This window comes from Algimonas porphyrae (genome assembly GCF_041429795.1).
GTDB lineage: Bacteria > Pseudomonadota > Alphaproteobacteria > Caulobacterales > Maricaulaceae > Litorimonas > Litorimonas porphyrae.
This window is the reverse complement of the sequence record NZ_CP163424.1, coordinates 620,813-633,744: the sequence shown is the minus strand read 5'-3', so window position 1 is coordinate 633,744 and position 12,932 is coordinate 620,813. Positions and strand designations below refer to the sequence as shown.

The window sequence follows — 12,932 nt, the reverse complement described above, 5'->3', positions numbered from 1 at the left end:
CTGACGCAGCTTTGATCATCCGCCGAGACGCATCTCGATCATGTCAGCCGTCTCGCTTGGCCCGTAGATCGCCACGAACGAGCCGAACCTTGGCCCCTGACTCTGACCCATCGTGACTTCGTAGATGGCGGTGAACCAGTCGCGTAAATTCTCAAATGCGTGGTCCTTCCCGACCGTGAAGGTCAACGTCTGCAGGGCTTCGCCGTCGCGCGCCTGATCATCAGGCACAGCCCGCAGCCGCGTCGCCAGATCGACCAGCGCGGCGCGTTCCACATCGCTGGGTTCGCGGTAGTCCTTGACCAGGAAATCACGCGCATAGGCCATGGCAAAGTCGCACAGGCGGTCAAGTTCTGGGTTGGTTTCCGGCGTCGCGTCCGGCGCATAGCGTTTGATGAAGCCCCATAGCGTATCCTTGGACGGCGCGTTGGCGGCGCTGACCAGATTGAGCAGGAGCTGATAGGTCAGGGGCGGCACATAGGCAGGCGGCTGACCGGAATGAATGTGCCAAACCGGATTGTTCAACCGCTGCTTTTCGTCCTGATCCGCATAGGCGGCGAGGTGCTGGTAATATTCATCGACCATTTTGGGGATGACGTCGAAATAGAGCTTCTTGGCCACGCGCGGGCGCAGATACTGGAACAGGGATAGCGATTCAGCGGGCGCGTATTTCAGCCAGTCCTCGACCGAAATCCCGTTACCCTTGGTCTTCGAAATCTTCTCGCCCTTCTGATCGAGGAAGAGCTCGTAGACATATTGCACCGGCGGTTCGCCACCCAGAATTTTGCAGATGCGCGAATAGATCGGCGCATTGTCCTGATGGTCCTTGCCGAACATTTCGAAGTCCACGCCGAGTGCCGCCCAGCGCATGCCGAAGTCAGGCTTCCACTGCAGCTTGGCGTGCCCACCCGTGACCGGAATCGTGACTTCGTTCCCGTCCTCATCGTCGAAAGTGACGGTCCCGGCTTCGGCGTCGACGGCCTTCATCGGCACATAGAGCACCCGGCCCGTGGCGGGGCTGATCGGGAGGATCGGCGAATAGGTCGCGCGCCGTTCCTCGCCCAGAGTCGGTAGCATGACATCCATGATGGCATCATAGTGTTCGAGCGTCTTGAGCAGCCACGGATCATAAGCGCCCGCTTTGTAAAGCGCAGTCGCGCTGCGGAATTCATAGTCGAAACCGAAGCTATCGAGGAAGCTCTGCAAGCGCGCATTCATGTGGTCGCCGAAACTTTCATGCGTCCCGAACGGGTCGGGTACGGCGGTCAGGGGGCGCTGCAAATGGTCTTCCAGCGCTGCGGGATTGGGCACCGTCCCCGGTATCTTTCGCATGCCGTCCATATCGTCGGACACGCACAGGATCGTCGTCGGAATCTGTCCGCCCGTCATGGCCGTGAAAGCATGGCGCACCATGGTTGTACGCACGACTTCGCCGAAGGTCCCGATATGCGGCAGACCGGACGGGCCATAGCCCGTTTCAAACACGACGGGACCGTCGCGCTTAATGCCACGCTTGCCTTGGATGAAGAGCCGCTTGAGAATATTGCGCGCCTCCTCGATCGGCCAGGCCTTGGATTTGGCGAATTCCGGGTCGAGGTCTTTGAGATTGATGTTCTTTGGATCGATCATGGGGCGCGCGCTTAAGAGAATGTTTGATGAATGTATATACGTCGCTGAACACACTCAGCTTGCGCCCAGCGCCGCGCGCGCTATTGCGCGCCTGTAATTTGATGAAGGCCTCCTCATGTCCGCACCAAAGAAAGTCGTTCTCGCCTATTCCGGTGGTCTCGACACGTCGATCATTCTGAAATGGCTGCAAGAAGAGAAAGGCTGCGAAGTCGTGACCTTCACCGCCGATCTGGGTCAGGGTGAAGAACTGGAACCCGCTCGCAAGAAAGCGCTGGCGGCGGGCGTCAAGCCGGAGAACATCTATATTGACGATCTGCGCGAGGAATTCGTCCGCGATTTCGTCTTTCCCATGTTTCGCGCCAACACAGTCTATGAAGGCCTCTACCTCCTCGGCACGTCGATCGCGCGACCGCTCATTTCCAAGCGTCAGATCGAGATCGCCCACGAAGTCGACGCGGACGCCGTCTGTCACGGCGCGACCGGAAAGGGCAATGATCAGGTCCGGTTCGAACTCGGCTATTACGCGCTCGATCCTGACATCAAGGTGATCGCCCCTTGGCGCGAATGGGACCTGAATTCGAGGGGCAAGCTGATCGAATATGCTGAAAAGCACGGCATCGAAATCGCCAAGGACAAGCGCGGCGAAGCCCCCTTCTCGGTCGATGCCAACCTGCTGCATACCAGCTCCGAGGGTAAGGTGCTGGAAGACCCGAATGACGAAGCGCCGGCCTATGTCTATCAGCGCACGGTCAGCCCTGAGGATGCGCCCGACAAAGCGACGATCATCGAGGTCGGGTTCGAGCGTGGCGATGCGGTAAGCATTGACGGCGAAGCCCTGTCGCCCGCCACCCTGCTGACGCGCCTCAACGAACTCGGCGGATCAAACGGAATCGGTCGTCTCGACCTGCTGGAAAACCGCTTTGTCGGGATGAAATCACGCGGCGTCTATGAGACACCGGGCGGGACGATCCTGCTCATGGCACATCGCGGCATCGAGCAGATCACCATGGACAAGGGTGCAGCGCATCTGAAGGACGAGTTGATGCCGCGCTATGCCGAGCTGATCTATAATGGCTTCTGGTTCTCGCCGGAACGCGAAATGCTGCAGGCCGCCATCGATGCCTCGCAGGAGCTGGTGACAGGCACGGTGCGGCTGAAACTCTATAAGGGTAATTGCGACATTATCGGCCGGGCGTCCCCCTATTCGCTCTACAGTCAGGAGCACGTCACATTTGAGGAAGACGACGTCTATGATCAGGCCGATGCGGGCGGGTTCATCAAGATCAACGCGCTGCGCCTTCGCCTCTTGAAAGCGCGCGACCGCAAGGCTGGTCTCAACCGGTAGACGGGCCCGCTAACAGGATTTGTCACGGGACGCGCCGGAGCGGATTCTGTAGTCCTTCCCTGGGAGGACCTCCATGCGTTTTAGTTTCACTCTCTGGCTGAGCGTTACGGTCAGCGTTCTATCTGCCACACAAGGCGCGGCGCAGCACCATTTGAGCATCCCGGCCAGCAGCCTGCCTGCGATGGAGGCGCGTTGCGGTAACGGCTCGGTGGCAAGCTGTGAGCAGCTCGCGCATTACTATGACTCGGTAGCCAAACATGGCGGGGACAGAGGGCTGAGTGCCGATCAGGCGTTTACGCTCAAGCTCGACTGGGCGGAAAAGTCCTGCAATGCAGGTGGAGCCTATGGCTGCGATGCATCCGGTTGGGCCTATGAGCATGGTCAGGAAACCCGGTCGATGAACCATGACAAGGCGTTTGACTATTACGCGAAAGGCTGCGCGCTTCGTTCCAGACTCAGCTGTAACAATCTGGCGCTGGCACAACGCCACGGTCGGGGCGTCAAGGCCAGCGAAGCCGCCGCGCTTGTAAGCTTCAAAAAAGCCTGTGATCTGGGATATGATGCGGCCTGCTCGGAAATCCCGACGGGTAGTCGAACCCTCCCCGCTTCAGACAGGCAAATGGAATTATCGGACTTTCCCGGCAGGTCCGACCGGATGAGCGATCAGGACTGTGCCGCTCTCTACGACGACATTCTGGCCGCGTTGCGATCACCCCAACGAACGAACGGTCAGACCCTGTCGGACAATGTGTTTGCGTGGGCGCAGACATATGAAACGACGAAGACCTGTCCGCCCGTCCCTGCAAAACCCCGGACATACCAGCGGCCCGAACTTGCGCCGGAATATGCCGCGCCCCTGCCCGGCCTCTTCCTCCCACCTGCGCAGGTACCCCAATCGGAATATGAGACTTTCATGCAGTGCGCCGGTCAGTTTGATGGCGGCATGGCGCTGCTTTACCGGATTACCGATTACCTGACTCCCGAAGGCAAGCAATATGCGGAAAACCAGAAGACGAAGGGCCGCCGGATAGGAGAAATGCTGGCGCGGGTCCGGGTGAATTTCCCCATTATGGCCCCCCATATCGACGAAGCCTCTGGCGAACGGGCTTATCGTTCGGGGCGGTCAGGCTTCGACAATTTGGCGAATGCGACGATCGATGAACAGGCGGACTATTACGTCAAAAGCGCAGCCCTCTCACCGGACTGTATCGGTCTTGCATCGAAATATGCCGGATTGCGGGCCGCCTATAGTCAGTCGCGGCGATCGCTGGAGAATTAGAACGAACAGCACGATGGCGAACCCGCTAACAGGATTTGTCACGGGACAGAGCGAGACTTTTCGGCCATTGAGCTCAGAGGAGGATGTCCGCATGACCTCAATCAGACGCACCGTCGTGGGGCTGTTTGCGCTGACGGGAACGGCCTTCATGGGCTCGCAAGCGCTGGCGCAGACCCCGCATTCATGTCAGATGGAAACAACGACTGACAGCTATTTGCGACAGACAGATGGCTCCCGGACCTTCAGTTATAAGGACAAACAGAAAGTTCGGATCGCTGTGTCCATCCTGATGTGGGCCGACAAAGGCTACATCAACAAGACCAATCCGAGCAGGGACGGCATCAGCTATTACGGGCGGGATTGGGTCTATGATTTTCTGATACACTGCTACTTTCGGGACGAATATTGTGCGATTCCTGCCAACGGCAAGAAAGCCGACGCGCTGCTTGACTACAAGGCGCGAATGAGCCGCCTGCCCAGCCAGACCGAACCGGCAGACTGGCCGGATTTTCCAGCAACCACGCCGACCTTTGCACCGCCTCATGCGGTCGCCTGGGCCGAAACCGTCCTCGACTGTCAGAATGGTCCCGTCGATATCAAACGTCTGGAAACGTCGGGTCTTAGTGAACCGACGATTGTACCCAAATCCAGACCGAAGCCGGGACCATCCTTGAAGGCCGGGCAAACAGCGACGATGGATCAATGCTGGGCGGCCTACCGCAACATCAAGGCGCGCCAGACCGATACGGATCCTGCAACGGCGAAACCTACTGACGCCGAGCAACAATGGGCTGAAAATTTCGGCGTGTCCGGCAATAAGTCTTACGTCTGTTCAAAGTATAATACGCAGAGGATGGGCCTCGCGCGCATTTCGACGGCTCCAAAACGCTCAGCCCCGTCCTCCGCCGCCCCTCGACCCAGCGCGACACTTGCGGCTGCGACCGCGTCTCAGGCGGATAAGGACGCTTATGCCCGGTCTGTTTCTCCGCACGTCCAAGGGTGCTATCTGAAGCGCCGTGATGATTGCGTGGCGGCCGCGAACGCTTTCAATGCTATCATACAAGCGGGCGGAAACTCGCTTGTCAGCGTGGCATTTGCACAGGAGCAGAAGCTCACCTGGAGCAGGCACGGATGTGATCTAGGCGACGGACAATCCTGCGCCCGGGCTGCTTATGCCTATGCGACTGGCACAGGTGTCGCAAAGTCCGAAGTCATGTCACTGAAATGGCGACGCAAAGCTCTTAATCTGGGGTTTGATCCCGATAGCCCCGAACCCCCTGTGACTGATGTCATGCGCCTCACGGCCACCGGATACGCCACACTCCCACGTCGGCTCTGCCCTTCCGGTATGCTGATGACATGCTCGAAATTCCACAATCGGTCCATCGCCGGGTCCATGCCGCAAAGTCCCAATCTGACGGCAGCGATCAGCTATTATTCCTGGGTCTGTCTCAACCCTGTGGAGGAAACTCCCATATCATGCAGCAACACATCCCGTCTGCTGATGCGGCGGGCCGGGTTTTCCAGTGAAGCCAAGCTGACAGCCAAGGTTTTCTCTGATCTCTCCTGCAGAATGGGATATGAAGAAGGCTGTCGGCAGAGCCAGGAGATCGAAAGAAGCATCCAATCCGACCGGGATTTCGAATGGCGTATGGCCCAGGAAAAAGGCGGCCTTGGCCAGTTCCTGGCAGATCTGGCAACCGGTATCGGCCAGGCACAGGCTATGGGAAGCGTCTCGGTCGCGCAGACCGACTACCCAACCTTGAGCCGACCATCGACGAGCGACCCCGTTTCTGCGGCACAGGACTGGCGCAACTTCGATAGCGCCCTCCGGGCAACCAGCAATATCGGGACAGGCTATAATTCCAACTGCCCGGCCTCGAACCCCTATTGCTGAGGCCGAAAGGTCGAGCGCATCCGGACCTTCCGCAGTTCAAGCGCCTTCGGCAAGCCTGTTCCTGAGCGCTCTCTGCCTTCCATCTTTACAGCGTTCAGTCGCCAGCGCAGTGTCGCCTGAAAAGGGGGACGCATCATGATTTCAAGGCGAGACTTTCTGAACGGGGCTCCCATGACTGTCGGGGCAATGCTGGCGCCCAGTCTTTTGTCGGCTTGTGCGGAGACAGGTGTGACCGATCCGTTTGCGCTGCCATCCGGCTATTACCCGCCCGCAAAAACCGGGCTGAGGGGCAGTCATGACGGATCCTGGGAATCGATGCACGGCGTCGTTGCCGGAGACACGGTTCAGCATGGTGCCCCCGAAGAGACGGTCGATTTAATCATCATCGGCGCGGGAATGAGCGGCTTGGCAGCCGCTTGGTATTACCGCGACGCCAAACACGATGCGCGCATACTGATCCTTGATAATCACGATGATTTCGGGGGACACGCCAAGCGCAACGAGTTTGATGTCAACGGTACATTCCGGATCGGTTATGGCGGAACGGAGGCGATCGACACGCCCAGCGGCTATGATCTGGAGGCGATGCGTCTCCTGCGCGGGATCGGGGTCGACGTCGATCGGTTCTATGATTATTTCGATCAGGATTTCTGGGATCGTGAAGACCTGTCAAAATCCATCCTGTTCGACGGGGAAACTTTCGGAAAAACCAAGCTTGTGCCGGGCTATGGCTCGCGCAGCTGGGAGGACTTCGCGGCTGACATGCCAGTCAGCGAGATGGCAAAGGCCGAATTCATCCGGCTTCAGACATCGACTGAGGACTATTTACCAGACCTGACATTTGACGAGAAATATGCGCTGCTGCGCAAGACCTCCTATGAGGATTTTCTCCGCAACCATGCGCGCGCACCGGAAGAGGTCATCAACATCTATAAGCGCTGGGGCATGAGTTTCTGGTGTGTCGGTATCGATGAGATTCCGGCGACGCTGATCCAGAATTATGATGGCGGCATGCCGGGCGTAACCCATACTTTGCCGCGCACCGGATCCCGCAATGATGACCCGTATATCTTCCACTTCCCGGATGGGAATGCCTCGATCGCGCGGCTCATGGTTCGCAACCTGATCCCGGACGCCATGCCCGGCTCGACCATGGAAGATGTGGTTATGGCGAAGGCGAATTACACCGCGCTTGACCGCGCGGATCAGCCCATTCGCCTGCGCCTTAACAGTACCGCCGTGAAGATGAACAATGTGCGTGACGGCGTTGTCGTCACCTATTCCCGCCATGGTCAACGTCACACAGTGCGCGCCGGACACGCCGTCATGGCCGGCTATAATGCCGTTTTGCCCTATCTCTGCGACGAACTGCCGGACGCACAGGTCGCCGCGCTGGGATCGCTGCCCAAAGTGCCGCTCGTCTACACCAAGGTGGCTGTTCCGGACTGGCGTCGGTTCAAGGATATCGGAACGGATTTCGTCTATTTCACGGATGGTTTCTACAAGCAGGTCGAGTTTGCCTATCCCGTCTCGATCGGAGGCTATGAGGCGGTGAGCACGCCGGATGATCCTCTGGTCTTGCACATGTGCCATGTGCCCTGGGTGCCGGATGTGCAGGGACCGGATCAGTGGCGCGTTGGTCGCAGCCGGATCCTGAGCACGCCGTTCGAGACCTTTGAACATCATGTGAAGCGACAGCTCTCTCAGGCGCTCGCCGGACATGATTTCGACCCGGAGCGCGACATTAGCGCTATCACGGTCAATCGCTGGCCGCATGGCTATGCCTATTCGCCGGACCTGATATGGGAACCGGATTATGCAACGGATGCTGACAAGCCCTGGGTCATCGGGCGGCAAGCGGTCGGTCGCATCCACGTCGCCAATTCAGATGCCGGGGCCAAACCTGACACAGGCGTCGCCATGGCGCAGGCCTATCGGGCGGTCACGGAAATTCTGAGCTGAATCTGAATTTGAAGGCGCGATCAGACGCTGACCACGACCCAGCTGACTCTAGCTGTCCTCGCCTTCATCGAAGACGATTTCGTCTTCCGGCACGGCCTCGGCCAGAGGAACGTCGCTCATCGGCATATCGGCGGCACTCGGCAGGGTCCAAGCAGGGCCATCCAGCTGCCGCGGCGATAACAGGGCGTTCGAAAGATAAGCCGTCATCACGCCGCCAGCGACAAGACCGAGCACGAACGGCACCAATGGTGACCGGGCGCGCGCGCCCTTTTTCATCGCCTTGGTTTCGATCTTCGCATGCGCTTTTTCCGCTTTCGCCCGGGCCTTTGCCGCCCGTTTGGCGTCTCGTTTCGACAGGGGCGGCATCAGCGCAGCAGCAGGGACTGGCGCTGCGTAGGATGGGGGGTAAGCCAGTGCATGGCCGGTCTGAGCTGGCGGGTGCGAACGCCCATAGGTCGCTGGTTGTGGGTTTGAATGGGGCTGCGGGTGGGCGCCATAAGGATGCGGCGCATGCGCCATGGCCTGCATAGGTTGCATGGGCATCAGATTGGGCGCAGCTCCCGGCATAGGGCCAGGATGATGCGGGTTGCGCATGGCGCGACGCGGGTTGAAGGCTGACGCTCCAGGATAGCTGGCGGGCGCAGGCGGCTGAAAAGGGCGCGGCGCATGAGACATGGGTCGGGCCTTTCAACCATCGGACCGGCCATTCGGTCACGGGACGCCGCAAGGCGGTGCCTTATTGGTCTCCATTGAACAGCCTGCTCCTTAAGGGCGCGTTAAGCAGCGGCTTGAATGCACCGGACCGAACACGAATTGGACCCCACGTCATCGAGCGCGATCGGCTGTGTCAGGTGACGGAATTTGTAAGATACGCCGTCAGGTCATTTTGCTATGATTCAGGATGAATGGAGGGCTCTATGCGTCACATCATCGTCTGTCTGCTGATCACCGTCGGCCTCTTCACTCTTCCGTCAGTCGTGCAAGCCGGACCTGCCGAAGAGGGCATCGCCCTCTATCAGCAGAAAGATTATGCCGGGGCCTTACCGAAATTGCGTCAGGCCGCAGAGGCAGGTCATGCCGACGCGCAATATCATCTCGGCTGGATGTATCGTCATGGACATGGCGTCGAACAATCCAACGAACAGGGTACGAAGTGGCTTAGACGAAGCGCGGAAGGCGGCAACGCCGCAGCCATGACGGATTTAGGTTTTGCCTATGAACATGGCAAAGGCATCACCAAGAATGAAGACATGGCGACCCACTGGTATCGCATGGCGGCAGAAAACGGGAACGTGCAAGGGATGCATAATTTCGCCAACGCCTATTCGCGTGGCTATGGTATCCAGCAATCCCACGAAATGGCTGCGCATTGGTACCGCAAAGCGTCTGACAATGGCCACGCCTCCGCCGCCGTCAATCTGGGTTTCATGCATGAAAAAGGGAACGGCGTCGCGCAGTCCCTGAGCGAGGCAGCCCGACTGTACAAATTGGGGGCCGAGCGCGGTGACGTCTATGGGATGACCAATATGGGCTATATCTACCTGAAGGGTCAGGGGGTGCCCCAGTCTTGGACAAAGGCGGCCAGCTGGTTCCGTCAGTCGGCCGAAAAAGGGCATGCGCGCGGGCAGTATTTTCTGGGCGAGGTTTATGAGCGCGGTCAGGGAGTCCCGCAATCACGCGCAGATGCGCTGATCTGGTACGGGAAAGCGGCTGAGCAGGGCTGGAACGGCGCTCAGGAGAAGGTCGACGCGCTGAAAGCCGGGACTCCTCTGCCGAAAGCGGCGGTCGCTAAGCCATCGACTGCCGAAGCGCCTGTCGCGGCCTATGTCAGCGCTGACCCGACCGAAGCCGCCTGCCAGTCCGGTGACGCGGCAGTTTGCCGCCAGCTCCTCAACGTAGCCCTTAAAGCGATCCGGTCCGGACAATTTGGAGACGATAGGCAGCGCGCGGTGATTTACTGGGCGCAACAAGGCTGCGAGGCCGGCGATGACTCGAGCTGTTTCGCGATTGCCGACGCCTATGGTGACGGGGCTTATGGGCTGAAAGCCGATAAATCTGCCGCCGTCTATTATCTTGAACGCGGTTGCAAGCTTGAGTCGACGGTCGCATGTATGCGCCTCAAGCGCATGCCGGACAGCATTGTCGCCTCGCGTCCCAAGCCCATCATTCATCCCGGCCGTCCCGGCGCACTCAACCGGACGCCGGACGGAGCCAACCTGCTGATCCCCGACAGCATTGCCCGGCACATGCGCAACGACCTTGTGCGGCTCGCTCGCGGGGGAAACGATTGGAAAGCCTATGATGAAGCCAGCAGAGGGTGCTGGCGATACCATTCCGAGACCGGGCGCCATTGCTACACAGCCGGCTGGATGGCCGAACACGGCATGGGAATCAGTCACGCCGATGCGAGTCAGGCGCGGGGATTTTATAAGCAGGCCTGTAATCAGGGGTCCGACCCGGCCTGTGCGCGCTTCGCGGAAATGAATTATAAGGGCGAAGGCGGACCCGTCGATTATTATGGCGGCTCTTTATATGCGGCCCGGCTCTGCAAGTCCGGTGACGCCGTGGCCTGCGATAATTACCAGCTTGGCGTTCTGCACAGTATCGGCACGGCGTCCGTTGCCAGGATCGAAGCCGCCGCCAACTACTATCTTTATCACTGCGAAAAGGACCAGCCCTCGGCCACGGCCTGCTTCAATCTGGGCCTGTTCTTCCAAGCCCCGATCTATAACCGGTCCGACGACGCGCTGGCCCTGTTTGATCATGCCTGCAACATGGACGATGGGCTGCCAGCGGCCTGCAGTGCCAAATCGAGCCTGCAAGCGTCCGTGAAACATATGCGGGACTGGCGTCAGAAGGAGTGGGAACGGCAAAACGAATCCCGGGGCATTGGCGGCTTTCTGAGCGATCTGGGCCGCGGGATCAATCAGGCCACATCGTCAGAAGCCATGAGCCAGCAACGGACGCAGCGCTCCAAGCCCACTCGGTCGCAATCCATGATCGCCCGCCCCGCCCTCACACAGCAGGACTGGCGCAACTTCAATAATGCCGTTCGGGCAACCAACAATATCGGCACGGGCTACAATGCGAGTTGCCCGGCCTCGAACCCCTATTGCTGACCCATCAAGGTTCGAAAACCGGGTTTCAGTCATCCTCTGTCAACCATATGCGGCGTAGAGGCTGAATCCGGGGAGCGAAAAATGTGCGCATCCGCCTCGATCGGGTGCGTTTTTCAAGACACCGCGTCTGAGCTCCTGTATGGCGCGGCTGTCAGCGACAGGGTGATTCTTGGAAAGGACCCCTCATTTCGCGCCGATCGACCTGGTCTCGGCGACCCACGCCAAAGATCCCGCATGGCCGGGACTCCCAGGAGGCTATCATGGCGAAACATCGTAAAAATACAGCCCATACCGGCGAACTCGGTTTCCGCGAGTCGGTTGAACTCATGTTCAACCGCGCGGCCAGTTTCATGGATCTGTCGCCCGCCCTGATCGAAAAAATCCGGGTCTGCAACGCGACCTATATTGTGCGCTTTGGGGTCAAATTGCGCGGCGAGGTCAAAACCTTCGTCGGCTACCGCTCCGTTCATTCCGAACATCGCGAGCCCGTCAAGGGTGGGATCCGCTATTCAGGTCACGTCAATCAGGACGAAGTGGAAGCGCTGGCAGCGCTGATGACCTATAAATGCGCGCTGGTCGAAGTGCCGTTTGGCGGCTCCAAGGGTGGCCTCTGTATCAATCCCAGCGACTGGGAAGAACATGAGCTGGAGCGCATTACCCGGCGGTTCACCTTCGAGCTGGCCCGCCGCGATCTGATCCATCCGTCGCTCAACGTGCCCGCCCCCGACATGGGCACGGGCGAGCGCGAGATGAGCTGGATGATGGATGAGTATCGTCGCCTCAACAATACCAATATCGACAATGTCGCGTGCGTGACCGGCAAGCCTGTCCATCTGGGCGGGATCGAAGGCCGGGTCGAAGCCACGGGCCGCGGCGTGCAATATGCGCTGCGCGAATTCTTCCGTCATCCCGAAGACGTCGAAGCGGCCGGCCTGCGACCCGATCTCGAAGACAAAATCATCGTGGTTCAGGGCCTCGGCAATGTGGGCTATCACGCGGCCAAGTTCCTGGCCGAGGAAGACAAGGCCAAAATCACCGCGGTTATCGAACGCGATGGTGTGATCCGCAATCCGGACGGACTCGATATTGAAGCGCTGAAAATGCACCTGATGGCTGGCCGTCACCTGTCGGAATTCGAAGGCGGTGAATTTGACGAAGACGGCAAGTCCGCACTTGAAGATAATTGCGACATTCTGATCCCGGCGGCGCTGGAAGGTCAGATCAATCTCGACAATGCCTATAAGATCAAAGCGCAGCTGATCATCGAAGCGGCCAACGGTCCCGTCACAGCCAAGGCCGACAAGATCCTGCGCGACCGCGGCGTCACCATCATTCCTGATATGTATGCCAATGCCGGCGGCGTGACCGTCTCCTATTTTGAATGGGTCAAGAATATCAGTCACATCCGCTTCGGCCGGATGCAGCGCCGCAATGAGGAATCCCGCAATCGCCACCTGATCGAGGCATTGGAAGATAATGGCATCAAGTTCTCGGAAGAGTTCAAATCCGAATGGATGGAAGGCGCAGACGAGCTCGACCTGGTCCGGGCAGGCCTCGATGATACGATGCGTCTAGCCTATCAGAACATCCGCAAGGCGCTCCATGACAAGCCGGAGCTCGAAGACCTGCGCACCGCCGCCTTCTATGTCGCCATTTCGGATATTGCCTTGCACTATCAGAGCATCGGGCTGTAGTTCGTCCCCT

At 59.0% G+C, this 12,932-nt stretch carries 8 protein-coding genes; 6 read left to right on the top strand and 2 right to left on the bottom strand.

Features of this window, described 5'->3' with window-relative positions; genetic code table 11:
* Window positions 1–15 precede the first annotated feature (15 nt).
* Window positions 16–1,626 (bottom strand): lysine--tRNA ligase, encoded by a 1,611-nt coding sequence (locus AB6B39_RS03150; RefSeq protein ID WP_284371723.1) that lies wholly within the window; start codon window positions 1,624–1,626, stop codon window positions 16–18.
* 115 nt (window positions 1,627–1,741) lie between these two features.
* On the opposite strand from AB6B39_RS03150, the gene AB6B39_RS03145 reads away from it, so the two are divergent.
* From AB6B39_RS03145 to AB6B39_RS03130, 4 genes are all read left to right on the top strand, one after another.
* Window positions 1,742–2,971, top strand: coding sequence for an argininosuccinate synthase (locus AB6B39_RS03145; RefSeq protein ID WP_284371720.1), 1,230 nt, complete (start codon window positions 1,742–1,744; stop codon window positions 2,969–2,971).
* 73 nt (window positions 2,972–3,044) lie between these two features.
* Window positions 3,045–4,250, top strand: a complete 1,206-nt coding sequence (locus AB6B39_RS03140; RefSeq protein ID WP_284371718.1) for a tetratricopeptide repeat protein — start codon at window positions 3,045–3,047, stop codon at window positions 4,248–4,250.
* A 91-nt stretch (window positions 4,251–4,341) separates the two neighbouring features.
* Complete coding sequence (locus AB6B39_RS03135; RefSeq protein WP_284371716.1) at window positions 4,342–6,147, top strand: hypothetical protein; 1,806 nt, start codon at window positions 4,342–4,344, stop codon at window positions 6,145–6,147.
* A 228-nt stretch (window positions 6,148–6,375) separates the two neighbouring features.
* Window positions 6,376–8,109 (top strand): NAD(P)-binding protein, encoded by a 1,734-nt coding sequence (locus tag AB6B39_RS03130; RefSeq protein ID WP_371398687.1) that lies wholly within the window; start codon window positions 6,376–6,378, stop codon window positions 8,107–8,109.
* A gap of 48 nt (window positions 8,110–8,157) precedes the next feature.
* Here AB6B39_RS03130 and AB6B39_RS03125 read toward each other — a convergent pair whose 3' ends face one another.
* Window positions 8,158–8,784: a hypothetical protein gene (locus tag AB6B39_RS03125; protein WP_284371712.1), complete on the bottom strand. Its 627-nt coding sequence runs from the start codon at window positions 8,782–8,784 to the stop codon at window positions 8,158–8,160.
* A 242-nt stretch (window positions 8,785–9,026) separates the two neighbouring features.
* On the opposite strand from AB6B39_RS03125, the gene AB6B39_RS03120 reads away from it, so the two are divergent.
* A complete protein-coding gene (locus AB6B39_RS03120) occupies window positions 9,027–11,228 on the top strand; it encodes a tetratricopeptide repeat protein (RefSeq protein WP_284371710.1) in 2,202 nt (733 codons plus the stop codon).
* Window positions 11,229–11,488: 260 nt separating this feature from the next.
* Window positions 11,489–12,922, top strand: a complete 1,434-nt coding sequence (locus AB6B39_RS03115; RefSeq protein WP_284371707.1) for a Glu/Leu/Phe/Val family dehydrogenase — start codon at window positions 11,489–11,491, stop codon at window positions 12,920–12,922.
* The last annotated feature ends 10 nt before the right edge of the window (window positions 12,923–12,932 follow it).

Bases quoted from the DNA above. Each gene is read 5' to 3' on its own strand.
- AB6B39_RS03150 (WP_284371723.1), bottom strand. From the start codon at position 1,626: ATGATCGATCCAAAGAACATCAATCTCAAAGACCTCGACCCGGAATTC.
- AB6B39_RS03145 (WP_284371720.1), top strand. From the start codon at position 1,742: ATGTCCGCACCAAAGAAAGTCGTTCTCGCCTATTCCGGTGGTCTCGAC.
- AB6B39_RS03140 (WP_284371718.1), top strand. From the start codon at position 3,045: ATGCGTTTTAGTTTCACTCTCTGGCTGAGCGTTACGGTCAGCGTTCTA.
- AB6B39_RS03135 (WP_284371716.1), top strand. From the start codon at position 4,342: ATGACCTCAATCAGACGCACCGTCGTGGGGCTGTTTGCGCTGACGGGA.
- AB6B39_RS03125 (WP_284371712.1), bottom strand. From the start codon at position 8,784: ATGTCTCATGCGCCGCGCCCTTTTCAGCCGCCTGCGCCCGCCAGCTAT.
- AB6B39_RS03120 (WP_284371710.1), top strand. From the start codon at position 9,027: ATGCGTCACATCATCGTCTGTCTGCTGATCACCGTCGGCCTCTTCACT.
- AB6B39_RS03115 (WP_284371707.1), top strand. From the start codon at position 11,489: ATGGCGAAACATCGTAAAAATACAGCCCATACCGGCGAACTCGGTTTC.